The organism is Herbaspirillum sp. SJZ106, from assembly GCF_006715495.1.
In the GTDB taxonomy this organism is placed as follows: Bacteria; Pseudomonadota; Gammaproteobacteria; order Burkholderiales; family Burkholderiaceae_D; genus Herbaspirillum.
This window is the reverse complement of the sequence record NZ_VFNI01000002.1, coordinates 853,333-876,748: the sequence shown is the minus strand read 5'-3', so window position 1 is coordinate 876,748 and position 23,416 is coordinate 853,333. Positions and strand designations below refer to the sequence as shown.

Below are 23,416 nucleotides of genomic sequence, written 5' to 3'. Positions count from 1 at the left end.
GGGAATTGCAACGGCATCAGCGCATCATGCCGCCACGCTCAATACTTGCGGTTCGGGAATTCCTTGGCCGCGACTTCGGCCGGGAACACGCCTTCTTCGGTCGTAATGCGCTTGGGCACTTCCTTGCCGGCCTTCACGTCCTTGGCGATCTGCATCAGCTGCGGGCCCAGCAGCGGGCTGCACTCGACGGTCACGTTGAGCTTGCCGGCCATCATGGCCTCGAACGCGCCCTTCACGCCGTCGATGGAAATGACCAGGATGTCCTTGCCCGGTTTCAGGCCGGCTTCTTCGATCGCCTGGATGGCGCCGATGGCCATATCGTCGTTATGCGCGTAGAGCACGTTGATCTTCTTGCCGTCGGCCTTGAGGAAGGCTTCCATCACTTCCTTGCCCTTGGCGCGGGTGAAGTCGCCGGTCTGCGAACGGATGATCTTCAGGCGCGGCTCGGACTTGATGATTTCCTCGAAACCGGCCTTGCGGTCGATCGCCGGGGCCGAGCCGACGGTGCCTTGCAGCTCGACGATGTTGATGTCGCCGGCCGGCAGCGACTTGGCGCGCTCCAGCAGCCAGCGCGCGGCGCGGCGGCCCTCTTCCACGAAATCCGAGCCGATGAAGGTCACGTACAGCGACTTGTCGGAGACGTTGACGGCGCGGTCGGTCAGGATCACCGGGATCTTGGCGGCCTTGGCTTCGCGCAGCACGGTTTCCCAGCCGGATTCGACCACCGGCGAGAAGGCGATCACGTCGACCTTTTGCGCGATGAAGGAGCGGATCGCCTTGACCTGGTTTTCCTGCTTCTGCTGCGCATCGGCGAACTTCAGGTTGACGCCGGCCTGCTTGGCCGCGTCCTTGATCGACACGGTGTTGGCGGTGCGCCATTCGCTTTCGGCGCCCACCTGCGAGAAGCCCATGGTCAGCGGCTTGTCGGCCGCGAATGCGGGCAGGCCCGCGATGGTGCTGCCCAGGCTCATGCAAATGGCTGCGCCCAGAAGCGCTCTTCTCTTGATTTTCATTGTTTGTCTCCGTTGGCTGGAAATCCTCGGATTTCCTTGTTATGTGCAAGAAGTGCGTGCGCTGCGCCGGCAGTACTTTTGACTTGTTGGTGCGTGTTATGTACTTTTCCAGGCCCCGCGTTCGGTCTCGAATTGGAGAAAAACCCATCCCGTCAATTCGCGCTCAATATTAGGAGAGCGAAAAATATCTATCCAATGAATTTTTAATGGAATCCGATATCGTTTCGCGCATCGTTGAAGGGAGAAGATGCGAGCCGCGCGAAAACAGTTTTCAACAACCGGCCGCTCACAATTTTGATATCGCTAGCGCTCTTTTTTTCATTATTCCGCGTGGAGGGCCGGTGATAGCATCGGCCTGTTTTTTTTGAAGCGCATTGCATGAAGAGATGAGTGTGGCGTTTCCCGGAACCTGTTCGAGATCGCGAACAGGTTCTTGAAGCCGCTAACAAAACGCTGCCGGCAAGGCGCGCCGGCGCAACGCGGCCGGCGGCGTTTTGTCAGCGGCGCTTAACCCTTTATCTTCTTGTGGGATGGCTTCTGCCGGGGTAGGCACACGATGCCTTCCATCCGTCGCATTTCATAACAACATACGAGACACCATGCCTTCCCGCGCAACCGACGCCACCCGTGCCAGCGCCCAGGCGCTGCCGGAAATCCACACCTTGCAATCCGGCCGCCAGCGCCTGCATGTCATGCCTGAACTGGGCGGCAGCATCGCGGCCTGGGACTGGCACAAGGGCAGCCGCTGGCTGCCGCTGCTGCGTCCCTGGGATGCCGCTTCGCGCGACCTCTACAGTACGGCCTGCTTTCCGCTGTTGCCCTGGTCCAACCGCATCACCGAAGGCGGCTTCGCGTTCGGCGGCAAGCAGCATGCGATCAAGCCTAACCGCACCGGCGAGCCCTACCCGATCCATGGCGACAGCTGGCTGCAAGCCTGGCGGGTCGCTTCGCATGCGCAAGACCGCATGACGCTGGAACTCGATTCCCGGCATTTCGACGGCAACCCGTACGTCTATCACGCCCGCCAGCTGTTCACGCTGCGCGACAATGCGCTGGAGATAGAACTGCGCGTGACCAATGCCGGCGACGCGGCCTTGCCCTTCGGCCTGGGACTGCATCCTTATTTTCTCTGCGACGCCAGGACGCGCCTGCAATTCCGCTCGCGCGGCGCATGGATGTCCGGCGCCGATCCCATTCCCACCGGCTTTACCCGCAAGTTGCCGCCGGGCTGGGACTACAACCGCCCGGCGGCGCTGGACGGCCCGCTGATCGACAACTGCTACGAAGGCTGGGATGGCCTGGCCATGATCGAAGACCCCGCGCGCGGCTTGCGCCTGCAAATGCACACCCAGGACCGCAGCGGCTATACCCTGCTGTACCGACCGCCGGGGCTGGGCTACTTCTGCCTGGAACCGATCACGCACCCGATCGACGCCTTCCACATGCCGAACCGTCCCGGCCTGATCGACCTCGCGCCGGGCGAGGACATGGTGCTGCTGACCCGTTTTTCGGTGTGCGACCTGTGAGGCCCCGATGAGCAAGCCAACCGAGAACGACTGCGCCCTGATCGCGCTGGACTGGGGCACGTCTTCGCTGCGCTGCTACCGTTTCGATGCGCACGGCAGCGTGGCCGAACGCCGCGGCCATCCCTGGGGCATCATGAACCTGCCGGTGGTGGAGGGCGCCGCGGCCAATCCCGCGCTGGCCTTTCGCAGTGCACTGGAAGCGGCCTGCGGCGACTGGATGGCGGCCGCGCCGGATGCGCCGCTGATCGCCGCCGGCATGGTGGGCAGCAAGCAGGGCTGGCGCGAAGCGCCTTACCTGACCGTGCCGCTGGCGCCCGACCGCATCGGCCGCAAGCTGCTGCGCATCGACACCGGCCTGGCGCGCCCGCTTTACATCGTGCCCGGCCTGCTGCAGGTATCGGCGCTGCCCAATGTGATGCGCGGGGAAGAAACCCAGGTCATCGGCGCGCTGCAACAATGGCGCGATGACGAGCTGCTGATCGGCCTGCCCGGCACGCATTCGAAATGGGTGCGCGTCACCCATGGCCGCATCCAGCACTTCGATACCTTCATGACCGGCGAAGTCTATGGCGCACTGTCGGCGCATACCATCCTCGGCCGCACCATGCACAAGCCCGACGTGCCCGACGATGCCGCCTTCATGCGCGGCGCCCGGGTGGCGCAAAGCGCCGAAGGCCTGGCCGGCGTGCTCTCCAACATCTTCAGCTGCCGCACGCTCGGGCTGACCGGCGAACTGGAACCGCAAGCGCAGCCCGACTACCTGTCAGGCCTCCTGATCGGCCACGAGATCGCCGCGCTCAAGGACATGGCCAGCCATCATCCGCAACGCATCGGCCTGATCGGCGACCCGGCCCTGTGCCGCCGCTACCGGCTGGCGCTGGAGCTGTACGGCATGGGACCGGTCAGCGAAGCCGAACAGGCCACCGAAGCCGGCCTGTGGATACTGGCGCAGCATGCCGGCCTGGTCGGCTGAAGCCCATCCGCATCAACAAGGACAACATGAACAGCCATCCCCAGCTACTCGAAGACAACCTGCGCCGCACCGGCCTGATCGCCATCCTGCGCGGCGTGCGCCACACCGAGGCCGAAGCCATCGGCGCGGCACTGTATGAAAGCGGCTTTCGCATCATCGAAGTGCCGCTCAACTCCCCCGAGCCGCTGGCCAGCATCGCCGCCTTGCGCCGCAGCCTGCCGGCCGACTGCATCGTCGGCGCCGGCACCGTGCTGAAGCCGGCGCAGGTGGAACAGGTCAAGGCCGCGGGCGGCGAACTGATCGTCATGCCGCACAGCGACGGCGCGGTGATCGGCGCGGCCAAAAGCGCAGGCCTGTATTGCGCGCCGGGCGTGGCGACCGTGACCGAAGCCTTCGCCGCATTGGCCGCCGGCGCCGACGTGCTCAAGATGTTCCCGGCCGAGCAGCTCGGCCCGCAGGTGGTCAAGGCCTGGCGCGCCGTGGTGCCGCGCGAGATTGCGCTGCTGCCGGTCGGCGGCATCGCGCCGCACGGCATGGGCGCGTTCCGCGAAGCCGGCGCTTCCGGCTTCGGCCTGGGTTCGGCGCTGTACTCGCCGGGCCTGTCGGCCGACGAGGTGCGCCAGCGCGCGCAAACCTTCACCGCCGCCTGGCAGGCGCTGGCCTGAGGCATTGCGCGCCTCGCCATTACTTCAACGACCTGGCCGCTCGGAAGCGGCCTTGGCAGATTTACCCTGAACGGACAAAGCAATGAAAATCACCAAGATCAGCACCTTCATCGTCCCGCCGCGCTGGTGCTTCCTGAAGATCGAGACCGACGAGGGCATCGTCGGCTGGGGCGAACCGGTGGTCGAAGGCCGCGCGCACAGCGTGGCGGCGACAGTCGATGAACTCGCCGACTACCTGGTCGGCAAGGATCCGCGCAATATCGAAGACCACTGGACCATCCTCTACCGCGGCGGCTTCTACCGCGGCGGCGCCATCCACATGAGCGCGCTGGCCGGCATCGACCAGGCCTTGTGGGACATCAAGGGCAAGGCGCTCGGGGTGCCGGTGCACCAATTGCTGGGCGGCGCGGTGCGCGACTCTATCCGCGTGTATTCGTGGATCGGCGGCGACCGCCCCTCGGTCACCGCCGAGGCGGCAAAGAACGCCGTGGCACGCGGCTTTACCGCGGTCAAGATGAACGGCACCGAAGAACTGCAATTCATCGACAGCCATGACAAGATCGAACTGACGCTGGCCAACGTGCAGGCGGTGCGCGAAGCGGTCGGCCCCAACATCGGCATCGGCGTGGACTTTCACGGCCGCGTGCACAAGCCCATGGCCAAGGTGCTGGTCAAGGAGCTGGAGCCGTACAAGCTGATGTTCATCGAAGAGCCGGTCTTGTCGGAAAACGCCGAAGCGCTCAAGGAAATCGCCCACCTGACCTCGACCCCGATCGCGCTGGGCGAGCGCCTGTATTCGCGCTGGGACTTCAAGCGCATCCTGTCCGAAGGCTATGTGGACATCATCCAGCCCGACGTCTCGCACGCCGGCGGCATCACCGAAACGCGCAAGATCGCCGCCATGGCCGAAGCCTACGACGTGGCGCTGGCCCTGCACTGCCCGCTCGGCCCGATCGCCCTGGCCGCCTGCCTGCAGGTCGACGCCGGCAGCTACAACGCCTTCATCCAGGAACAGAGCCTGGGCATCCACTACAACGAAAGCAACGACCTGCTCGACTACATCAAGGACAAGGACGTGTTCGCCTACGAAGACGGCTACGTCAAGATCCCGCAAGGCCCGGGCCTGGGCATCGAGATCAACGAAGACTACGTGCGCCAGCGCGCCGAAGTCGGCCACCGCTGGCGCAACCCGATCTGGCGCCACAAGGACGGCAGCTTCGCCGAATGGTGACGCGCGTCCGGTAACCTCTCCTCGGTAGTACCTTCAAGCCCGGTTCCGACTTTGTCGGCCGGGCTTTTTTATATTGCAAATGCACCGCGTGCAAATATCCTGCGAAAATCCCGCGAAACGGCTAGAATATACGAAACGTATACACAACATATATTCACTGCACCATGGGAATCGTCAAGATATCGGACCAGATGCACGATAACGTGCGCATCGCCAGCAGCGCCCTGAACCGCTCCATCAACGCCCAGGCCGAGCACTGGATGCTGCTGGGCATGCTCTCGGAACTGCACCCCGGGCTGACCCACAGCGAGATCTCGCAAATGCTGGTGCGCGACCAGTTGGCGCGCGAGCATGGCGGCGTGCTCTCGATACGGGAACTGGCCGATGCCGGGCGCGCCCCGGCAGGCCAGGACAAGGCAAAAGGAAAGGACGCGCCCGTGGCGCCCCGCAAGACAGGGAAAGAGTACGCATGAGAAAAGTAAAACTGCGCGGCCCCGCCGAAATCGCCCAGGCGCGCGCGGCCGGGAAACTGGCGGCCGAAGTGCTGCAAGTGGTGGCCGAACATGTGAAGGCCGGCGTCACGACCGACGAGCTGGACCGCATCTGCCACGACCATATCGTCAAGGTGCAAAAGGCCAAGCCCGCCAACATCGGCTACCACGGCTTTCCCAAGACCATCTGCAGCTCGGTCAACGAGGTGATCTGCCACGGCATCCCTTCGCGCCAGACACTGCAGGATGGCGACATCATCAACATCGACGTGACCGTGATCAAGGATGGCTGGTACGGCGACTGCAGCCGCATGTATTTCGTCGGCCAGCCGAGCGCCGCCGCCAAGAAACTGGTCGAGACCACCTATGAGGCGATGTGCGCCGGCATCATGGCGGTGCGCCCCGGCGCCACGCTGGGCGACGTCGGCCACGCGATCCAGTCGGTGGCGCAGCGCGACGGCTTCTCGGTGGTGCGCGAATATTGCGGCCACGGCATCGGCACCGTCTACCACGACGAACCGCAGGTGCTGCATTACGGCCAGCGCGGCACCGGCCTGCCGCTGAAGGAAGGCATGATCTTCACCATCGAACCGATGCTCAACGCCGGCAAACGCCATACCCGCCAGCTTGACGACGGCTGGACCGTGATCACCGCCGACGGATCGCTGTCGGCGCAGTGGGAGCATATGATCGTCGTGACTGCCAGCGGCTATGAAATCCTGACGCCGTGGCCGGATGGTTTCGGCAGCTATCCGGAGATGGCCTTGCGCACCTGAGGCGCAAGCAACTTCCGCAAAGCCGGCGTTGAAATGCCGGCTGGCGGCCCGTTTCCCTCCAAGGATACCCAAGCTTGAAGGAAGATCATGCCGCCGGCTCCTGGGCCGGCGCACCCTGCAATAACGCCGCGATTTCCGCAGCCCGGGACGGCGGCAGCGTTCCGCGCTGCACGGCCAGCGGGATGTTGCGCACGGCCAGCTCCCGGTACAGATTGGCCATCGCCAGGTCGATGCTCTCAAGCGCATCGAGATGCTTCCGGATCGTCCCGATGTCGCCGCGCGCCACGCAGCCGCCCATTCCGCGCGCCAGCCCCCCATCCATCGCCGCCGCCACGGTGCCCCGCAACAGGGGCAGCATGGCCTCCATGGCTTGTCGTTCGGTGGCGCCAAAGCGCGCCCAGAGTTCGGCGCCTTCCTTGAGCAGCGCGATCAGGAACGGGCCGACGTAATAGGCCGACGCATGGTAAAGCGGACGTACCCCGGCCGGCAGGGAAAACGGCACGCAGCCAATGGCTTGCGCCAACTGCCGCAGCGCCTCCAACAGCGGGCCTTGCGCCTCGATACCGACAGTGCATCCCGGCAGCCCCGCCAGCGCGACGTCCGGATTGGCGAACATCTGCATCGGATGAAAGCCGCCAACCCATGCCCCGGCATCCGCAGCGGCGGCCAGGGCCGCGACCTCGGTGGCCCCGGAGCAATGCACCACTGCGCAACCGGGCCGCCACCGCACACCGGCGCAAACCGGGGCGATGGCGTCGTCGCTCACGGTCAGGAACACGATGGTCGATTTGTCTGCCGCCTCCTGCGGCGTCTCCATGACTTGCGCAGCGGGGCAGCGCGCGCGAAAGTCCGCCAGGTTGGCCGCGCTGCGGCTGCTCACCGCGACGACCGGATAACCCGCGCCGGAGAATGCGCCTGCCAGGGTCTGCGCCACGCGGCCGGCGCCAACGAAACCGATGCGGGAAAGCATGCTCTTGGCGTCCATGTTTGGCTCCTGGAACAGATAACGGATGATGGGGATGAAAGACAAATATCCGGGCCAACGGCTACCGCCGCTGTGAGTCCCGTGTTGCCCGCGTTCCGGGGGAAAGCGCATTCAGGCCTGGCGACGGATGCCGCGGGCGCTTCCTGACGAAGCGCTGTTCCATGACCTCCCGCCCCCACTGGCTGCCGGGGGTCTCTTCAACACACGAAAATCCATTCGCCTCATAGAGATGGCGTGCGGCCTGCAGGCCGGAAAACGTCCACAAGTGCGTTGCATCGAACTGGCATTCGTCGGCGTGCGCCAGGGCCGCGGCCAGCAGCTGGCGGCCGAGGCCGGCGCCGCGCGCGGTATCGTCCAGGATGAACCAGCGCAAGTGGGCAATATTGCCGCCCAGGTCTTCGCCATCGATGGCAATCGAACCAACCATCTGTGCGCCTCGCATCGCGACCCAGATGGCATTGGAGGGATTGGCCAGGCGGTCGCAGAATTCGGCCAGCCCCTTGGCCACCACGGACTCGAAATGCTGGCCAAAACCGGCCGTGCGCGCGTAGTACAGGGCGTGCATCTGCGTGATCCTGGCGATGATGCCGGGCTGGTAGCCGCGTACGATCTTGCATGGCGGCGCGGATGGCGATCCCGCATCGTCGGCAAAGGCGCCGGCGTACAGGCGCAGGCCATCCAGCACCAGTTGGTCTTCGCCGGGCCCCAGGCGGGCCAGGGCCGTATTCACCTGGCGCCGGCCGAACGCATGGATTGCGCGCGCCCGGGCCTGGCCGGCTGCGGTCAGGTAGAGTTTCTTGGCCCGGGCGTCCGCCTCATCCACGGCCTCGACGATGTCGCCCGCCGCAATCAGCTTGTGCAGCATCCGGCTGACGCTGGATTTTTCCAGGCGCAGCATGGCGCCCAGTTCGCCGGCGCTCATGCCGGGCGTGCGATCCAGTTCGATCAGGGTGTGCACGGCGGAAGGCGACAGGGAGGTGCCGGCGAAGTCGCCGCCCATGAAGCCCAGTTCGCGCACCAAGGCGCGCGATGCCGCCCGGATGCCTTCGACAATTTGAGGATTGCTGGCCACGTCGCTTCCCAATTAGTTGTACGCTGCAACTATATGCCCGGGACGCAGCCATTGCAATTCCTTTTTGCGGCGCCTCCGGTTCAGCCGCTGAGCGCGCTCCGCGCGGCGCGAATCCGGCTAATGCTGACAAAGGTCGCCACCGCCGTCGCCGCCACGGCCACCCATAAGGCCACCCGGATCGCCACCGCATCTTCGGCCGCATTCATCTGCGCATGGCCTTGCGACAGCGCCGCGGCCGTGTAGACCGACAGCACGATCCCCAGCAAGGCCGCGCCCATGCATTGGCCGAAGGTACGCATGATGGCCAGCACGCCGGAGGCATTGCCGCTGCGCTCGCGCGAGACATTGCCCAGCATTTCCCGGTTGTTGGGGCTCTGGAAGAAACCGAAACCCATGCCGCAGACCAGCGCGCGCCAGCCGATGTCCCAGGCCTGCGCCTGGTCGGGCAGCAAGGCCAGCAGCGCCAGGCCGACGGTGAACAAGGCCAGGCCGGCGGTCGACAGCAAGGCCGGCGAATGGCGGTCGGCGAGACGCCCGGCATGCGGCGCCACCAGCACGATGCCGATCGGCCATGGGGTAAACAGCAAGGCCGATTCGAAGGCGCTGTAGCCATACGCGTTCTGGAACAGGAACGGCAACGCGACGAAGGCGATGCCCTGCCCCACGAACGAGGCCAGCGAGGTCAGGGCCGCCAGCGAGAACCGCACCGAGGCAAAGATATCCAGCGGCAGCAAGGGTTGCCGCGCACGCCGCTGCACCCGCACGAAGGCCACCGCCGCGACCACGCTGGCCAGCCCGAACCCGACGGCGCCCAGCAAGGCCTGGCCCGCCTGCGCGCCGTGGGCCAACTGCGCACAGGCCTCCGCCGCCAGGATCATGGCGCCCATGGCGATGGCCGACAGTACCGCGCCAGCCATATCGAAGGGTTCGCCGGTGCGCACCCGGGCCCCCGGTATCACGCGCAGCGACAACCATACCGCCGCCAGTCCCAGCGGCACATTGATGGCGAACAGCCATTGCCAGCTCAGGGCCGCCAGCAGGGTTCCGCCCAGGGCCGGCCCCACCGCCGTACTGGTGGCGATGAGCACGGCATTGAGGCCGAGGATGCGCCCCAGCAGGCGGTTCGGAAATACCGTGCGGTGGATGGCCGGCGCGATGCTCAGCATGGCCGCGCCGCCCAAGCCCTGCAGCACCCGCATGGCAATGAGCACCTCCACCGTGGGCGACAAGGCGCAGCCCAGCGACGCCAGCGTGAACACCGCCAGCCCGGCGCTGAACAAGGTCCGGAAACCGACCCGGCTGGACAACGAGGCGAAAGTGGCCAACGTCATCGCCATGGCCAGCAGGTAACCGTTGGTCACCCAGATGGCGGTGCCCACCGATGCCCCCAGCTCGCGGGTGATTTGCGGCAAGGCCACATTGACGATGGTGCCGTCGAACACCGCCATCGTGGTAGCCATCATCACGGCGATCATCGCCAGGCGGCGCTCGGCCCCCGGCAGCCCTTCATCGCCTGGCTGGTCTGAAAACAATTCCATGTCCGCTTGCTCCGCTCAAAGAATGATGCACAGACTATAGCGAGACGGCATGCATGGCGGAAGGCGCATCGATTGCAACTGATAACTGCACCAAACGCCATATCTTGGTGTAGTGTTTGGCGCTTGGCGGCAAACACTGCATTTATATTTAGGATGGAACATATGTCCGAACCCGACCTCAACCTGCTCATCGCCCTGGATGCCTTGCTGACCGAAGAAAGCGTGGCCGGCGCCGCGCGCCGCCTGGGGCTGAGCGCCTCGGCCATGAGCCGCACGCTGGCCCGGCTGCGCGCGGAAGCGGACGACCCCTTGCTGGTGCGGGCCGGACGCCGCATGGTGCTCACCCCCTGCGCCGAAGCCTTGCGCGAGCGCGCGCGCAACGTGGTGCACGAAGCGCGGTCGGTACTGCGCCCGGCCGCGCCGGAGCCGGACCTGGCGACGCTGCGGCGCACCTTCACCATCCGCGCCAACGAAGGCTTCGTCGAAGCCCTGGGCGCGCGCCTGATCGGCGCGGTCAATGCCGAAGCGCCGCTGGTGCGGCTGTATTTCGCGCCCAAGGTCGACAAGAGTCCCAACTATCTGAGGGAAGGAACGGCTGACCTGGAAATCGGCGTAGTCAGCGACATGGGGCCGGAAGTACGTATACAGGCGCTGTATCGCGACCACTTCGTCGGCGTGGTACGCAGCGGCCACCCGCTGGCGAAAGGCAAGATGAGTCTGCAGCGCTACGTCAAATTCGGCCATGTCGCGGCTTCGCGGCACGGGCGCACCGACGGACCGGTCGATGCAGCCCTGGCCGCGGCCGGCGTGGAACGCCAGGTGCTGGCCATGGTGCCGAGCTTCCCGGCCGCGCTGGCCGTGGCACGCGGCTCGGACCTGGTGGCGCTGGTGCCGGCCTCCTACCTGGCCGCCGAACGCCTGGTCAACACCTTCGTCTTCGAACTGCCGGTGGCCACCGGGAAGATCACCATTTCGCAGATGTGGCATCCGCGGCTGGAGCTCGATCCCGCGCACCGGTGGTTGCGCGAGGTGGTGCGCCGGGTATGCGGCGAAGCCCGGTCGGAGCAAATTGAAGCCAGGCCGTCATCCACAGAAACCGGCTAAGTCATTGATTTCAGGCAACTCTATCTTCCATCATCTTCCCTGCGGCCAGCATTTTTCGGTGCTGGAGGGGCGAAGTCAGCAACCCCGCCTTGAAAATTCCCCCCTCCGTCCCTATACTTAGCACTCGTCACGGGAGAGTGCTAACAATCCTCCCTGGCTGATACCCCTTTTTCATGCGGTGACGTTTGCTGCATTTGGAAGAAAACCATTGCAGCCATTGCCGCAATCAAGACCAACTTATTGAATTTTAAGGAGTTCTCATGAATCTTCGCCCTTTGCACGATCGCGTTATCGTCAAGCGCCTCGACCAGGAAACCAAGACCGCTTCCGGTATCGTTCTGCCTGATGCAGCGACCGAAAAGCCTGACCAGGGTGAAGTCCTGGCTGTTGGCAACGGCAAGATCCTGGAAGACGGCAAGGTTCGCCAACTGGCCGTGAAGGTCGGCGACCGCGTCCTGTTCGGCAAGTATTCCGGCCAGGCTGTGAAGATCGATGGCCAGGAACTGCTGGTCATGCGCGAAGAAGACCTGTTCGCCGTCGTCGAGAAGTAATTCCCGGCCCGGGCAGCCGCCAGGCTGCCGCACAGGTAGTGCAGATGCACCGGCCGCCCAGGCGGCGGCCACCACGGTGAAACGAATTCAACCGAATTTCTGGAGAATCCAACATGGCAGCAAAGCAAGTTATTTTCGGCGATGAAGCACGCGCCAAGATCGTCAACGGCGTCAACATCCTGGCTAACGCAGTCAAGGTGACCCTGGGCCCCAAGGGCCGTAACGTGGTTCTGGAGCGCAGCTTCGGCGCCCCGACCGTGACCAAGGACGGCGTTTCCGTCGCCAAGGAAATCGAACTGAAGGACAAGCTGGAAAACATGGGCGCCCAGCTGGTCAAGGAAGTCGCTTCCAAGACCTCCGACAACGCCGGTGACGGCACCACCACCGCTACCGTGCTGGCCCAGGCGATCGTTCGCGAAGGCTTCAAGTACGTTGCGGCAGGCTTCAACCCGACCGACCTCAAGCGCGGCATCGACAAGGCTGTCACCGCCATCGTCGGCGAAGTCAAGAACCTGGCCAAGCCCACCACCACCAGCAAGGAAATCGCCCAGGTCGGTTCGATCTCGGCCAACTCCGACCAGGACATCGGCGACATCATCGCCAAGGCCATGGACAAGGTCGGCAAGGAAGGCGTGATCACCGTTGAAGACGGCAAGTCGCTGGAAAACGAACTGGAAATCGTCGAAGGCATGCAATTCGACCGCGGCTACCTGTCGCCGTACTTCATCAACAACCAGGAAAAGCAAGTTGTCGCCCTGGACAACCCGTTCATCCTGCTGTTCGACAAGAAGGTCTCCAACATCCGCGACCTGCTGCCGGTGCTGGAACAAGTCGCCAAGGCTGGCCGTCCGCTGCTGATCATCGCTGAAGATGTCGAAGGCGAAGCGCTGGCAACCCTGGTGGTCAACAACATCCGCGGCATCCTGAAGACCGCAGCTGTCAAGGCTCCTGGCTTCGGCGACCGCCGCAAGGCCATGCTGGAAGACATCGCCATCCTGACCGGCGGCCAAGTGATCGCCGAAGAAGTCGGCCTGACCCTGGAAAAGGCTACCCTGGCTGAACTGGGCCAAGCCAAGCGCGTTGAAATCGGCAAGGAAAACACCACCATCATCGACGGCGCCGGCGAAGCGACTGGCATCGAGGCACGCGTCAAGCAAATCCGCGCGCAAATCGAAGAAGCCACTTCCGACTACGACCGTGAAAAGCTGCAAGAGCGCGTGGCCAAGCTGGCCGGCGGTGTTGCACTGATCAAGGTTGGCGCTGCCACCGAAGTCGAAATGAAGGAAAAGAAGGCCCGCGTCGAAGATGCGCTGCACGCAACCCGCGCAGCCGTTGAAGAAGGCGTCGTGCCTGGCGGCGGCGTGGCCCTGCTGCGCGCTCGCGCCAACGTCAAGAACCTGAAGGGCGACACCCCTGACCAGGAAGCCGGCATCAAGATCGTCCTGCGCGCTATCGAAGAACCGCTGCGCCAGATCGTGTTCAACGCCGGCGACGAACCTTCGGTGGTCATCAACAAGGTGCTGGAAGGCACCGGCAACTTCGGCTACAACGCGTCCAACGGCACCTACGGTGACCTGGTTGAACTGGGCGTGCTGGATCCGGCCAAGGTGACCCGTTCGGCCCTGCAGAACGCTGCCTCCGTGGCCAGCCTGATCCTGACCACCGACGCACTGGTGGCAGAAGTGGCTGAAGACAAGCCGGCCGGTATGCCTGGCGGCATGGGTGGTATGGGCGGCATGGGCGGTATGGACGGCATGATGTAATTGCCGTCGGCCCGCTGGCCGTCGCCCCGTGCGGCGGCCGACGACCGAAAAAAATCCCCGCAGCGGCAACGCTGCGGGGATTTTTGTTTTCAACGGCCCGACTGACTCTGTTCTAACGCCGGCGCGCTTCCAGCCATTCAAAGACCAGCATCCCGGCCAGCATGGCCAGCACGAAGGCGATCGCCTTGCCCTCCCCCATGCCCAGCGCCACCAATGCCGGCCCCGGACAAAAACCGGCCACGCCCCAGCCGATGCCGAACAGCGCGCTGCCCGCCAGCAGGCGCGGCGTGATGCCGGCAGCGGCGGGCAGTTGCATGGGCAAACCCAGCCAGGACGACTTGCGCCGGCGCGCCGCGGCGAAGGCGAACACGCCCACGCCGATGGCGCCGATCATGACGAAAGCCAGCGAGGGGTCCCAGTGGCCGGCGAGATCCAGGAAGCCCAGCACCTTGGCCGGATCGGCCATGCCGGACAGCATCAGGCCGAGCCCGAACAGCAAGCCGCTGGCGAAGCAAACGAGGATGGCAGGCGCACGCATGTCAGCCTCCCAGGACATGCCGCAGCACGAACACGGTGACGAACCCCGCCGCCATGAAGGTCACCGTCGCCACAATGGAGCGCAGCGCCCCGCGCGATATCCCGCACACGCCATGGCCGCTAGTGCAACCGCCGGCATAGCGCGTGCCCAGTCCGACCATGAATCCGGCCGCGATCACCGCCGGCCAGCCGGCATCGATATGCAACGGCGCCTGCCAGCCCAGGGCCGCTGCCGCCAGCGGCGCGGCTACCAGTCCGGCGATGAAGGCCGCGCGCCATGAGCGTTCGCCGGCCCCCGCCCGCAACCAGCCGCCGAGAATGCCGCTGATGCCGGCGATGCGGCCGTTGAGCAGGATCAAGGCCGCCGCTGCCAGGCCGATGGCGATGCCGCCGGCCAGCGAGAATGCCGGCGTGAAATGCGCCCAGTCGATATGCATGGGAAGTCCCCGGAGTCGGATCAGACTGACATTATAGGAAGCCGCACAAGCCGTGGCCCAAAACGCAAAAAGCCCGCGTCCCAAAAGGAACGCGGGCCGTGCAGGCCATCCGCCGGGGAAAGCTTGGGGCGCTGCGGGCACTGCGGATACTACAGGGAGTCGTCGACGACGCCGCATCCGCTTGCAGCGGTGGAGGTGGAGGCGGCGCCGTGGCTGGCTCATCTCGCGCTCACGCGCGCATCATCAGAAGTTGTGGATGATGCCGGCGTTGAACGCGTTCTGGCTGCTGTCCGAACCAGGAGCCTGGCCGTTGGTCACGCCCGGGCTGTAGGTGTCGGAAGCGCGCAGGTTGCGGTAGATCGCGTACAGGCTGGTGCGCTTGGAGAGTGCGTACTTGGCCCCCAGGTTCAACTGGATCAGGCGGCCGTTGGACGCATTGACGAAGTCGGCGCGGGTGTACTGCACGCTGCCCAGCAGCGACAGCGCAGGGCTCAGGCCGTAGTTGACGCCGACGTCGAAGATGTCGTTCTTCTCGTTGTTGACGCCGCCCACCAGGTATTGGCCGGTGGAATCAGCCGTATAGCTGGCGGCCGACGCTGCGGAGAACGAGGAAGCCGAACCGCCGGTGGCCAGCGGCAGCTTCACGCGCGACCACGAACCGTACACCTTGGCCGGGCCGAACTGGTAGGAAGTGGCCAGGGTCCAGGTCTTCAGGCAAGTGTCGCCCGAGGAACCGGCGCCGTTGGTGCATGTGGTGGCGTTGCTGGAGTTGACGTCGCTGGAGGCTACGGTGCCGGCCTTCTTGGCCTGGAAGTACGACACGCCGACATTGAACGGGCCGTTGGAGTAGGCGCCGCCGATGCCGAAGGACTGGCCGGAGGTGTTCTCGCCGGCCTGCTCGCCGAAGCCGTAGATCAGGCTGCCGTAGAAGCCGTTGACGTTGGGGGTGTTATAGCGGATCGAGTTGTTGACGCGTTCGCCGTTGGTGCGGTCCAGGTCGCGTGCGTGGACCTGGCTGACCATGCCGCCGAAGTCGTTGACCGAGGTGAAGGCGGCGATGTCGTCGGTGAAGTCCTTCTGGCGGCCCAGCAGCACGGCGCCGAAGTTGCCCGACAGGCCGACGGTGGCGGTGCGGCCGAACAGGGTGTTGCCTTGGGCGGCGGCGCCGTTATCCAGCGTGAAGCCGTTTTCCAGGTTGAACAGCGCCTTCAAGCCGCCGCCCAGGTCTTCGCTGCCCTTGAAGCCGATGCGCGAACCCTTGATCGCACCGGAGTCGATGCCGGTGCGGTTGCCGTTGCCGGTACCGGTGGTTGCCACCTTGCTGTTGTACGACAGGCTGGCGTCGATGATGCCGTAGATGGTGACCGAGCTTTGCGCATGTGCGACGCCGGCGAAGGCGCCCAGCACTGCCAGTGCCAAGAGGGACTTTCTCATGAGGAACTCCAAAGGTTGTTGAATTGCTGTTTGTTTGTTGGTGGTTCCGCTACCTGTCCAGACAGGGAAGACACCCAGACTTCCAGAAAGAAACATCAAGAAGACTTAATTTATTTAATCAAAATTTATTTCCACAAACAATTTAACTTTTTATTTTTCTTGTTTTTATAGTGTTTATGTCTCTTTATTGCAACTATAAAGCAACATGACAATGCAAACAAAAAATGCCGACTCGCGATTCATTTGGCAGGATGAAACCAAGAAACGATGCAAATAAACAACATCTTATTTCTTGTTCCCGCACAGAACGCGGTCGGCAAAAACCTGCGGCACACGGCAGGCGCAAGGAAAACGCCAACCGCCCCGCAGGAGGACAAGCCTGGAGAATGGGCCTCTCTCACATGAACACCCGGCCCCGGCCAGCGCACGCAGTCGATACTGCGCACGGCCGCTCCAGCCCCGTCGCAAAGCACCCGTATCAGCGGTTCAGTAGTGGAACCGGCACTGGTGCACGACGATACGGTCGCGCAGGCGCTCGAATACCAGACGATGCTCGGATGACAGGCGCACCGAGTTCAGCCCCGGCAAGCGCAACGGCAAGACCGCCACCTGCTGCGCCGGCAGATTGGCGCCATCGCGCAGGCAGCGCAGCAAGCGGGTGATGCGCCGCGCCAGTTCGCTGTCCTGGCGGCGCCAGAAGGCGAAGTCCTCCTGAGCCAATGGGGTCATCAGCAGTTTCATTCGACCTCCGGCTCGGACAGCAAGTCGGCGCGCAACTGCTGCAGGCTGCGCAGCAGGCGGTCGGAATTGATATCGGTGGCGAACAGGTGGGCCGTGTCCTGCATGGCCCGCCAGACCGACTCCTTGACGATGACCAGATTCTCGCCGCTGTCGCGGGTGATGACGACTTCATCGATATCGGCCAGCTCGATGAGCTCGGAAAGCCGGCTGGCCAGTTGCTTGGCGCTGAAGGAATACATGGGATCCTCTTGTTGCAATGAACGTCAAGCGCACAGGCGGCGCGCGCAATGCGCGCTCTCGCGCCGCCCGGAGCGATCCATCAATAGCCGCGGTAGAGGCCCTGCGGATCGGGATGCTTCTGGTATTCGACCAGTTCGGCCTGCACTTGCGCGCGGCTCTTGGTGGAGACGAATGCCGGCAGCTTCGGGTAGTCGGCGTCGCCGACCGTGACCAGGCCCTGGGCATTGGCCACTTTCAATTCTTCGATCACTTGCGCACGGGTCTTGGTGGAAACGAAAGCGGGCAGCCTGGGGTAGTCGTAGTCGCTCACGGTCAGGGTGCCATCGGCACGGGCCTGCTTGAGTTCTTCGATAACCTGGGCGCGGGTCTTGCCTTGCACGTTCTGGGCTTGGACCGAAACGTTTTGCGCCAGCACGGCGCCGCTTGTGGCGGCCAGTGCGAGGGCGATGAGGAGATGACGGGTATTCATGATGTGCTTTCTTACTTTCTTTCAGACGGCTTGATGCAAATTTGGTCTTGTTCTGCGCCTCGCTGCATTTGCATGAATCGGCATAAGGCGCCGGTAGCGCCGGAAGAATCTGGCTGCCTTCCGGGCCGCACATGCACTTTAATCTTTACCAAAACATTGAAAAATGCCGTCGCCTGCAAGTGATAATTTCAAGAAAAGAAATAATTAAGGTATTGACGCACCTGGCTCGCGTTTGGGGAGGGCCGGAGCCGGTGGAGATGGGGAAGCCTGAAAAGAAGCAAGCAATCCAGTCAATGGACGAGAAGGCGGAACGAGGCCGCAAAGACCGGTACGGCGAGGGCAATCGCCGGCATCGTCGCCCCCGCATCCTTGACGGGATGCAATCTCGCCGCATGGAAAAATGCCCGGCCCCGGCGTTGTCGGGTGCAGCGCAAACCCATGCGCGGCCTGCTCTTTGGGGGGCGTCGTAAGACGCCTGGGTTATATGCATAAGCGAAAATTTATTTTCCCCTTATAACCCCGCCGCCTTAAAATAGCGGCTTCTTATAAAAATATCGATGGCAGTGGAGACTTGTGGTTTTGTCCCCGCCTGCGGCGTCTTCCTGAACAGCGAAGGCTCCCATGGCGGCGGGTCGGAAGCACGGGCCCGCTGCCATTTCTATTCCCATCATGATCGAAATCCAAGCTGTTACCCAGCGCTTTGGCAGTGTCGAGGCGGTGCGCAATGTCGATCTGTCGATCCGCAAGGGCGAAGTCTTCGGCATCATCGGCCGCAGCGGCGCCGGCAAAAGCACCCTGGTGCGCACCCTGAACCTGCTCAACCGCCCCACTTCCGGCCGCATCCTGCTCGACGGCCAGGACCTGACCGCCCTCTCCGCGCAACAATTGCGCGAGGCGCGCCGCGGCATCGGCATGATCTTCCAGCACTTCAACCTGCTTTCTTCGCGCACGGTGTACGACAACATCGCGCTGCCGCTGGAGCTGGCCGGCAAATCCAAGGCCGAGATCGCGCAGAAGGTCGAGCCGCTGCTGGAACTGGTCGGCCTGTCGGCGCTGAAGGACCGCTATCCGGCGCAGATCTCGGGCGGCCAGAAACAGCGCGTGGGCATCGCCCGCGCCCTGGCCAACGATCCCAAGGTGTTGCTGTCGGACGAAGCCACGTCGGCGCTGGACCCGGAAACCACCCGTTCGATCCTGGAGCTGCTGCGCAAGATCAACCAGGAACTGGGCCTGACCATCGTGCTGATCACCCACCAGATGGAAGTGATCAAGGTCATCTGCGACCGCGTGGCGGTGATGGAAGCCGGCCAGGTGATCGAACAAGGCGAGGTGCTGGATGTATTCCGCCAGCCCAAGCATGAAGTCACGCGCGCCCTGATCGGCGACGTGATCGCCCATGAGCTGCCCAAGGGCGTGGTGGAGCGCCTGCGCGCGCGCCTGGCCAAGGCCGAAGCGGAAAATGACGCCACCAAGGGCACCGACCACCTGTTCCGCTTCGCCTTCACCGGTTCGGGCGTGGACCAGCCTCACCTGTCGGAAGCGGTGCGCCGCTACAGCCTGGACTTCAACATCCTGCACGGCCAGATCGACGAGATCCAGGGCCAGGCCTTCGGCTCGCTGGCGATCCTCGCCAACGGCACCCAGGAAAACATCAACAATGCAATGCAATACCTGCGCTCGCAGGGCGTCGTCGTGGAGGAGCTGAACCATGTCATCTGAATTGATCGATCTGTTTATCAGCTCCTTCGGCGAAACCCTGATGATGGTCGGCATCTCGGGCGTGCTGGGTTCGGTGCTGGGCGTGCCGCTGGGCATCGCCCTGCACCTGACCGACCGCAACGGCATCCTGCCCAACGCGGCCTTCAACCGCATCGCCGGCCTCCTGGTCAACGCGGTGCGTTCGACGCCTTTCATCATTTTGCTGGTGGCGGTGATCCCGTTCACGCGCTTTTTCGTCGGCACCTCGATCGGCACCGCCGCGGCCATCGTGCCGCTGACGATTGCCGCCGCGCCCTTCATCGCGCGCCTGGTCGAGTCGGCCCTGCGCGAAGTCGACCGCGGCCTGGTGGAAGCGGCCCAGGCCATGGGCGCGACCACCGGGCAAATCATTTACAAGGTATTGGTGCCCGAGGCGTTTGCTGGTATCGTCGCCGGTCTCACGATCACCTTCGTCAGCTTGGTCGGCTATTCGGCCATGGCCGGCGCGATCGGCGGCGGCGGCCTGGGCGACCTGGGCATCCGCTACGGCTACCAGCGCTTCCTGCCGGAAGTGATGGTGGCGGTGGTGCTGATCCTGATCGTTTTCGTGCAGCTGGTGCAGTCCCTGGGAGACCTGCTGGTGCGCAAGCTGAGCCATCGCTAAAAGCGAAAACCACAGCGCGCAGTATGGAAAACAAACCGCAGCTACCCGCTGCGATCATTAAAAAAGCTTGAAAGGAAAGTCATGAACCGTCGTCAGTTGATTCAATTCGTCGCAGGCCTGGGTATCGCTGCCAGCCTGATCTCCGCGCCCGTGCTGGCGCAGGACAAGCCGATCAAGATCGGCGTGACCGCCGGCCCGCACGCCGAGATCATGGAACAGGTCAAGAAGCTGGCCGAGAAGGATGGCCTGAAGCTGCAGATCATCGAATTCACCGACTACATCCAGCCCAATGCGGCGCTGGCCGGCGGCGACCTGGATGCCAACTCCTACCAGCACCAGCCCTACCTGGACGCCCAGATCAAGGATCGCGGCTACAAGTTCGTGAGCGTGGGCACCACCATCACCTTCCCGATGGGCGTGTACTCCAAGAAGATCAAGTCGCTGGATGAACTCAAGCAAGGCGCCCGCGTCGGCGTGCCCAACGACCCGACCAACGGCGGCCGCGCGCTGCTGGTGCTGCAAGCCAAGGGCGTGATCAAGCTCAAGGCCGACGCCGGCCTGAAGGCAACCCCGCTGGACATCGTCGAGAACCCGAAGAAGGTCAAGATCATCGAACTGGACGCCGCCCAGCTGCCGCGCTCGCTGGATGACTTCGACGCCGCCGTGATCAACGGCAACTTCGCCGAATCGGCCGGCCTGTCGCCGACCAAGGACGCCATCGCCGTGGAAGCCTCGACCGGCCCCTACGCCAACGTGCTGGCCATCCGCGCCGCCGACAAGGACAAGCCCTGGGTCGCCAAGCTGGTCAAGGCTTACCACAGCCCGGAAGTGAAGAAGTTCGTGCTGGAAAAGTACAAGGGTTCGGTGATCACCTCGTGGTAATCAGTCACCAGGTAATCGGGTAATCGCTTAAAGCGTCCGGCGCTGCCGGACGCCCATGAAAAAAAGCCACCTTGGTGGCTTTTTTTCATGGGGCGACGCTCAGGCCTGATCTAATCGCGGCTGCCGCGAGGATCCGGCGCGTTGCGCCAGTCGTATTCTTCCTCTTCATCCTCGTCGTCTTCCGACAGCGCATCGGGATTGTCGGTGGGCTGGTAGCTGGCCAGCAGTTCGGCGCGCGAGGCCGGCGTTTCCAGCGAGATGCGGCCGAGCGCGCCGCTGCGGTAGTCCTGCAGGAAGGTATGTGCGGCCTTTTCGAAATCGTAGTCGCCGCCCTTGAGGCGGAAACCGCGCTTGGCCGCCACCCCCTCGATCACCGCCACGCCATCCATGCCTTCGGTCTGGAAGCCGTAGCGCGCCTTGAGCAGTTGCGCATAGCGCTGCAACAGCAGATCGGCCAGGAAGGTCGCGACCTCTTCCTCGATCAGTGCGTTGCTGCCCACCGCATGGCTGGCGGCCAGCATCAGGCCGTCGCTGGGGTGTTCGATCTTGGGCCACAGCATGCCGGGGGTATCGATCAGCACCATGTTGTTGCCCAGGTAGAGGCGCTGCTGGGTCTTGGTCACGGCCGGCTCGTCGCCCACCGCGGCCACGCGCTTTTTCAGCAGCGCGTTCATCAGCGTGGACTTGCCGACGTTGGGGATGCCCATGATCATCATGCGCAGCGGCTTCAACACGGTGCCGCGGTGCGGCGCCACCTGCAGCGCCAGCTTGGGCACGCGCGCCACGTCGGAAGGCTTCTTGCACGACAGCGCCACCGCGGTGACGCCCTTCTGGCTGTTGTAGTGGTTGATCCAGGCCTGGGTCGCGGCCGGGTCGGCCATGTCGGTCTTGTTGAGGATCTTCAGGCAGGGCCGCTGGCGGGCGTTGCGCAGCTGCTCGATCATCGGGTTGCAGCTGGCCTGGGGCAAGCGGGCATCGACCACTTCGATGACCAGGTCGACCTTCTCCATTGCCTCGGCCGCCTTCTTGCGGGCGGCGTTCATGTGGCCAGGGAACCATTGGATGGACATGCGGATTCTTCTTTCTTGCACTTGAGTGATAAGCCGCTATTTTACGGCTTGCGCGCACCCAGCCCCCAAAAAAGAACCCGCCGCGCAACAGATGCGGGCGGGTTTCCCGGCAAACGCGGCGTTCAGGCGCCGCGTGCGGCCAATTCCTTTCCGACAACCCCGACAAAGCGCCAGACCAGCCACAGCGCCAGCGCGTAAGCCGCCGCCATCATGCCGAAGGCCAGCGGATTGCGTACGCCCCAGCCGTCGAAGGTATGCAGCACCGCCCCCATCACCGCCACGCCGACCAGCGCGCCGATCTGGCGGTTGGCGTTGAGCGCGGCGGCGGCGCTGTTGGCGTGCGCGCGGCCGGCCACCTGCATCACCACCGCGGTCATGGCCGGGATGGCGGTGCTTACCCCCAGGTTGGCAGCCGCGCAAACCAGCGCCAGCAGCCAGTACGGCGTGGCTGGCGTGAGCCCCATGGCCAGCGCGGTAAAGACGGCGCCCGCCGACAACCCCAGCAGCAGCGGCACGCGCGGCCCCCAATGCGCCGACATGCGGCCGGAAGTGAGGTTGCCGATGAAGATCACCGCCATCATCGGCACCAGTTGCAAACCGGTCTGCAACGCATCGGCGCCGCGTCCCTGCTGCAGGAACAGCGCCAGATAGAACAGGTTGCCGTAGACGCTGAAGTTGATCAGGAAGCCGATGCCGTTGGCGGCGGCGAACTGCGGCGTGGCGAACAGGGCCTTGGGCAGCAGCGGCGCGATGCCGCGCAGCTCATGCCGCACCAGCGCGACGGCCGCCAGCAGCGTGAGCGCCATGCCGGCGATGATGCGCGCCGAGCCCCAGCCGTACACCGGCCCCTGGATCAGCACGAAGGACACGCCGGCCAGCATCGCCACGCCCACCACATGGCTGTAGAGGTTCAGCGCGCGCTCATGGCGCGGCGCCTGCGGGATCAGCGAACGCGCCATCAGCAGGCCGACGATGCCCACCGGCACGTTGATCAGGAACACGCTGCGCCAGCCCAGCCAGTGGATCAATACCCCACCCAGGAGCGGGCCGACCGCGGCCGACAGGCCCACGGTGGCCGACCACACGCCCAGCATGCGGGCACGCACCCGGTCGTCCTCGTAGACGTGGCTCAACAGGCTCAGCGAACTGGGCATGAAGAACGCCGCCCCCAAACCCTGCAGCAGGCGCGCCGCCACCAGGAACGGGCCGTTGGGCGCGGCGCCGCACAACAGCGACGCCGCCACGAACAGGAACAGGCCGGTCAGGTAGAGCCGCTTGGCGCCGAAACGGTCGGCCAGCGCGCCGCCCACCATCAGCATGGCGGCGAAGGTGAGCGTGTAGCCGTCGACGATCCACACCAGCGTGGACAATGGCGCGGCCAGGTTCTCCGAGATATTGGACAAGCCGACGTTGACCACGGTCACATCCAGCATGGCCATGACAAAGCCGATGGCCAGCGCCACCAGCGGCAGCATGCCGGCGCGGGGGGCGGGAACGACAGGAACGGCAGCGACGGCCGGGTTGGAACATTGCACGGATGACATCAGATTCTTTCG

24 protein-coding genes are annotated in these 23,416 nt (G+C 64.3%); 12 read left to right on the top strand and 12 right to left on the bottom strand.

The features are described 5' to 3' along the window. Positions 1-38: 38 nt before the first annotated feature. On the bottom strand, positions 39-1,013 hold the full coding sequence (locus FB598_RS09200; RefSeq protein WP_141913461.1) for an ABC transporter substrate-binding protein: 975 nt from the start codon (positions 1,011-1,013) through the stop codon (positions 39-41). A gap of 599 nt (positions 1,014-1,612) precedes the next feature. Between FB598_RS09200 and FB598_RS09195 the strand changes: the two genes are divergently transcribed. The 6 genes from FB598_RS09195 to map all read left to right on the top strand — a co-directional run bounded on the left by FB598_RS09195 (position 1,613) and on the right by map (position 6,675). Next, positions 1,613-2,539, top strand: coding sequence for an aldose 1-epimerase (locus FB598_RS09195; protein ID WP_141913462.1), 927 nt, complete (start codon positions 1,613-1,615; stop codon positions 2,537-2,539). A 7-nt stretch (positions 2,540-2,546) separates the two neighbouring features. Next, positions 2,547-3,512: a 2-dehydro-3-deoxygalactonokinase gene (locus tag FB598_RS09190; RefSeq protein ID WP_141913463.1), complete on the top strand. Its 966-nt coding sequence runs from the start codon at positions 2,547-2,549 to the stop codon at positions 3,510-3,512. A 26-nt stretch (positions 3,513-3,538) separates the two neighbouring features. Then, entirely contained in the window at positions 3,539-4,177 is a 639-nt protein-coding gene (locus tag FB598_RS09185; RefSeq protein ID WP_183405724.1) for a 2-dehydro-3-deoxy-6-phosphogalactonate aldolase, read from the top strand. Positions 4,178-4,259: 82 nt separating this feature from the next. Beyond that, the gene (gene dgoD, locus FB598_RS09180; protein WP_141913464.1) at positions 4,260-5,408 is read left to right on the top strand and encodes a galactonate dehydratase; all 1,149 of its coding nucleotides are present in this window, start codon (positions 4,260-4,262) and stop codon (positions 5,406-5,408) included. Positions 5,409-5,572: 164 nt separating this feature from the next. Further along, positions 5,573-5,881, top strand: a complete 309-nt coding sequence (locus FB598_RS09175) for a ParD-like family protein (RefSeq protein WP_141913465.1) — start codon at positions 5,573-5,575, stop codon at positions 5,879-5,881. Next, complete coding sequence (gene map / locus FB598_RS09170; RefSeq protein ID WP_141913466.1) at positions 5,878-6,675, top strand: type I methionyl aminopeptidase; 798 nt, start codon at positions 5,878-5,880, stop codon at positions 6,673-6,675. The genes FB598_RS09175 and map overlap by 4 nt, the downstream gene beginning before the upstream one ends. An 85-nt stretch (positions 6,676-6,760) precedes the next feature. On the opposite strand, the gene FB598_RS09165 is transcribed toward map, so the two are convergent. From FB598_RS09165 to FB598_RS09155, 3 genes are all read right to left on the bottom strand, one after another. After that, positions 6,761-7,660 (bottom strand): Rossmann-like and DUF2520 domain-containing protein, encoded by a 900-nt coding sequence (locus FB598_RS09165; RefSeq protein WP_141913467.1) that lies wholly within the window; start codon positions 7,658-7,660, stop codon positions 6,761-6,763. A gap of 61 nt (positions 7,661-7,721) precedes the next feature. Then, positions 7,722-8,732 carry a helix-turn-helix domain-containing GNAT family N-acetyltransferase gene (locus FB598_RS09160; protein WP_255515751.1) on the bottom strand — a complete coding sequence of 337 codons (1,011 nt, stop codon included), beginning with the start codon at positions 8,730-8,732 and terminating at the stop codon, positions 7,722-7,724. A gap of 80 nt (positions 8,733-8,812) precedes the next feature. Further along, a complete protein-coding gene (locus tag FB598_RS09155; protein WP_141913468.1) occupies positions 8,813-10,270 on the bottom strand; it encodes an MFS transporter in 1,458 nt (485 codons plus the stop codon). A gap of 162 nt (positions 10,271-10,432) precedes the next feature. On the opposite strand from FB598_RS09155, the gene FB598_RS09150 reads away from it, so the two are divergent. From FB598_RS09150 to groL, 3 genes are all read left to right on the top strand, one after another. Then, positions 10,433-11,374: a LysR family transcriptional regulator gene (locus tag FB598_RS09150; protein WP_141913469.1), complete on the top strand. Its 942-nt coding sequence runs from the start codon at positions 10,433-10,435 to the stop codon at positions 11,372-11,374. Between the two features lie 260 nt (positions 11,375-11,634). Further along, a complete protein-coding gene (gene groES, locus FB598_RS09145) occupies positions 11,635-11,925 on the top strand; it encodes a co-chaperone GroES (protein WP_008115200.1) in 291 nt (96 codons plus the stop codon). A 113-nt stretch (positions 11,926-12,038) separates the two neighbouring features. Then, complete coding sequence (groL, locus tag FB598_RS09140) at positions 12,039-13,688, top strand: chaperonin GroEL (RefSeq protein ID WP_141913470.1); 1,650 nt, start codon at positions 12,039-12,041, stop codon at positions 13,686-13,688. Between the two features lie 112 nt (positions 13,689-13,800). Here groL and FB598_RS09135 read toward each other — a convergent pair whose 3' ends face one another. The 6 genes from FB598_RS09135 to FB598_RS09110 all read right to left on the bottom strand — a co-directional run bounded on the left by FB598_RS09135 (position 13,801) and on the right by FB598_RS09110 (position 17,546). Beyond that, entirely contained in the window at positions 13,801-14,226 is a 426-nt protein-coding gene (locus FB598_RS09135) for a DUF6691 family protein (protein ID WP_141913471.1), read from the bottom strand. Between the two features lies 1 nt (position 14,227). Beyond that, positions 14,228-14,662, bottom strand: a complete 435-nt coding sequence (locus FB598_RS09130; RefSeq protein WP_141913472.1) for a YeeE/YedE family protein — start codon at positions 14,660-14,662, stop codon at positions 14,228-14,230. Positions 14,663-14,905: 243 nt separating this feature from the next. Beyond that, positions 14,906-16,096 (bottom strand): porin, encoded by a 1,191-nt coding sequence (locus tag FB598_RS09125; protein WP_141913473.1) that lies wholly within the window; start codon positions 16,094-16,096, stop codon positions 14,906-14,908. A 486-nt stretch (positions 16,097-16,582) separates the two neighbouring features. Beyond that, positions 16,583-16,837 carry a type II toxin-antitoxin system YoeB family toxin gene (locus tag FB598_RS09120; RefSeq protein WP_141913474.1) on the bottom strand — a complete coding sequence of 85 codons (255 nt, stop codon included), beginning with the start codon at positions 16,835-16,837 and terminating at the stop codon, positions 16,583-16,585. Next, on the bottom strand, positions 16,834-17,076 hold the full coding sequence (locus tag FB598_RS09115) for a type II toxin-antitoxin system Phd/YefM family antitoxin (protein WP_141913475.1): 243 nt from the start codon (positions 17,074-17,076) through the stop codon (positions 16,834-16,836). Before FB598_RS09115 ends, FB598_RS09120 begins: the two co-directional genes overlap by 4 nt. Before the next feature lie 80 nt (positions 17,077-17,156). Continuing rightward, the gene (locus FB598_RS09110) at positions 17,157-17,546 is read right to left on the bottom strand and encodes a DUF4148 domain-containing protein (RefSeq protein ID WP_141913476.1); all 390 of its coding nucleotides are present in this window, start codon (positions 17,544-17,546) and stop codon (positions 17,157-17,159) included. Between the two features lie 669 nt (positions 17,547-18,215). Between FB598_RS09110 and FB598_RS09105 the strand changes: the two genes are divergently transcribed. The 3 genes from FB598_RS09105 (at position 18,216) to FB598_RS09095 (ending at position 20,790) form a co-directional block, all read left to right on the top strand. Beyond that, positions 18,216-19,265: a methionine ABC transporter ATP-binding protein gene (locus FB598_RS09105; protein WP_141913477.1), complete on the top strand. Its 1,050-nt coding sequence runs from the start codon at positions 18,216-18,218 to the stop codon at positions 19,263-19,265. After that, positions 19,255-19,908 (top strand): methionine ABC transporter permease, encoded by a 654-nt coding sequence (locus FB598_RS09100; protein WP_141913478.1) that lies wholly within the window; start codon positions 19,255-19,257, stop codon positions 19,906-19,908. Before FB598_RS09105 ends, FB598_RS09100 begins: the two co-directional genes overlap by 11 nt. A gap of 81 nt (positions 19,909-19,989) precedes the next feature. Then, positions 19,990-20,790 (top strand): MetQ/NlpA family ABC transporter substrate-binding protein, encoded by an 801-nt coding sequence (locus FB598_RS09095; RefSeq protein WP_141913479.1) that lies wholly within the window; start codon positions 19,990-19,992, stop codon positions 20,788-20,790. A gap of 110 nt (positions 20,791-20,900) precedes the next feature. On the opposite strand, the gene ylqF is transcribed toward FB598_RS09095, so the two are convergent. After that, a complete protein-coding gene (gene ylqF, locus FB598_RS09090) occupies positions 20,901-21,860 on the bottom strand; it encodes a ribosome biogenesis GTPase YlqF (RefSeq protein WP_141913480.1) in 960 nt (319 codons plus the stop codon). A 122-nt stretch (positions 21,861-21,982) separates the two neighbouring features. Next, complete coding sequence (locus FB598_RS09085; protein WP_141913481.1) at positions 21,983-23,404, bottom strand: MFS transporter; 1,422 nt, start codon at positions 23,402-23,404, stop codon at positions 21,983-21,985. Between the last annotated feature and the right edge of the window lie 12 nt (positions 23,405-23,416).

Coding starts and splice junctions, on each gene's coding strand:
- FB598_RS09195 (WP_141913462.1), top strand. CDS start 1,613: ATGCCTTCCCGCGCAACCGACGCCACCCGTGCCAGCGCCCAGGCGCTG.
- FB598_RS09125 (WP_141913473.1), bottom strand. CDS start 16,096: ATGAGAAAGTCCCTCTTGGCACTGGCAGTGCTGGGCGCCTTCGCCGGC.
- FB598_RS09100 (WP_141913478.1), top strand. CDS start 19,255: ATGTCATCTGAATTGATCGATCTGTTTATCAGCTCCTTCGGCGAAACC.
- FB598_RS09175 (WP_141913465.1), top strand. CDS start 5,573: ATGGGAATCGTCAAGATATCGGACCAGATGCACGATAACGTGCGCATC.
- FB598_RS09135 (WP_141913471.1), bottom strand. CDS start 14,226: ATGCGTGCGCCTGCCATCCTCGTTTGCTTCGCCAGCGGCTTGCTGTTC.
- groES (WP_008115200.1), top strand. CDS start 11,635: ATGAATCTTCGCCCTTTGCACGATCGCGTTATCGTCAAGCGCCTCGAC.
- FB598_RS09120 (WP_141913474.1), bottom strand. CDS start 16,837: ATGAAACTGCTGATGACCCCATTGGCTCAGGAGGACTTCGCCTTCTGG.
- FB598_RS09155 (WP_141913468.1), bottom strand. CDS start 10,270: ATGGAATTGTTTTCAGACCAGCCAGGCGATGAAGGGCTGCCGGGGGCC.
- FB598_RS09115 (WP_141913475.1), bottom strand. CDS start 17,076: ATGTATTCCTTCAGCGCCAAGCAACTGGCCAGCCGGCTTTCCGAGCTC.
- map (WP_141913466.1), top strand. CDS start 5,878: ATGAGAAAAGTAAAACTGCGCGGCCCCGCCGAAATCGCCCAGGCGCGC.
- FB598_RS09190 (WP_141913463.1), top strand. CDS start 2,547: ATGAGCAAGCCAACCGAGAACGACTGCGCCCTGATCGCGCTGGACTGG.
- FB598_RS09085 (WP_141913481.1), bottom strand. CDS start 23,404: ATGTCATCCGTGCAATGTTCCAACCCGGCCGTCGCTGCCGTTCCTGTC.
- FB598_RS09130 (WP_141913472.1), bottom strand. CDS start 14,662: ATGCATATCGACTGGGCGCATTTCACGCCGGCATTCTCGCTGGCCGGC.
- FB598_RS09095 (WP_141913479.1), top strand. CDS start 19,990: ATGAACCGTCGTCAGTTGATTCAATTCGTCGCAGGCCTGGGTATCGCT.
- ylqF (WP_141913480.1), bottom strand. CDS start 21,860: ATGTCCATCCAATGGTTCCCTGGCCACATGAACGCCGCCCGCAAGAAG.
- FB598_RS09185 (WP_183405724.1), top strand. CDS start 3,539: ATGAACAGCCATCCCCAGCTACTCGAAGACAACCTGCGCCGCACCGGC.
- FB598_RS09105 (WP_141913477.1), top strand. CDS start 18,216: ATGATCGAAATCCAAGCTGTTACCCAGCGCTTTGGCAGTGTCGAGGCG.
- FB598_RS09110 (WP_141913476.1), bottom strand. CDS start 17,546: ATGAATACCCGTCATCTCCTCATCGCCCTCGCACTGGCCGCCACAAGC.
- groL (WP_141913470.1), top strand. CDS start 12,039: ATGGCAGCAAAGCAAGTTATTTTCGGCGATGAAGCACGCGCCAAGATC.
- dgoD (WP_141913464.1), top strand. CDS start 4,260: ATGAAAATCACCAAGATCAGCACCTTCATCGTCCCGCCGCGCTGGTGC.
- FB598_RS09150 (WP_141913469.1), top strand. CDS start 10,433: ATGTCCGAACCCGACCTCAACCTGCTCATCGCCCTGGATGCCTTGCTG.
- FB598_RS09200 (WP_141913461.1), bottom strand. CDS start 1,013: ATGAAAATCAAGAGAAGAGCGCTTCTGGGCGCAGCCATTTGCATGAGC.
- FB598_RS09165 (WP_141913467.1), bottom strand. CDS start 7,660: ATGGACGCCAAGAGCATGCTTTCCCGCATCGGTTTCGTTGGCGCCGGC.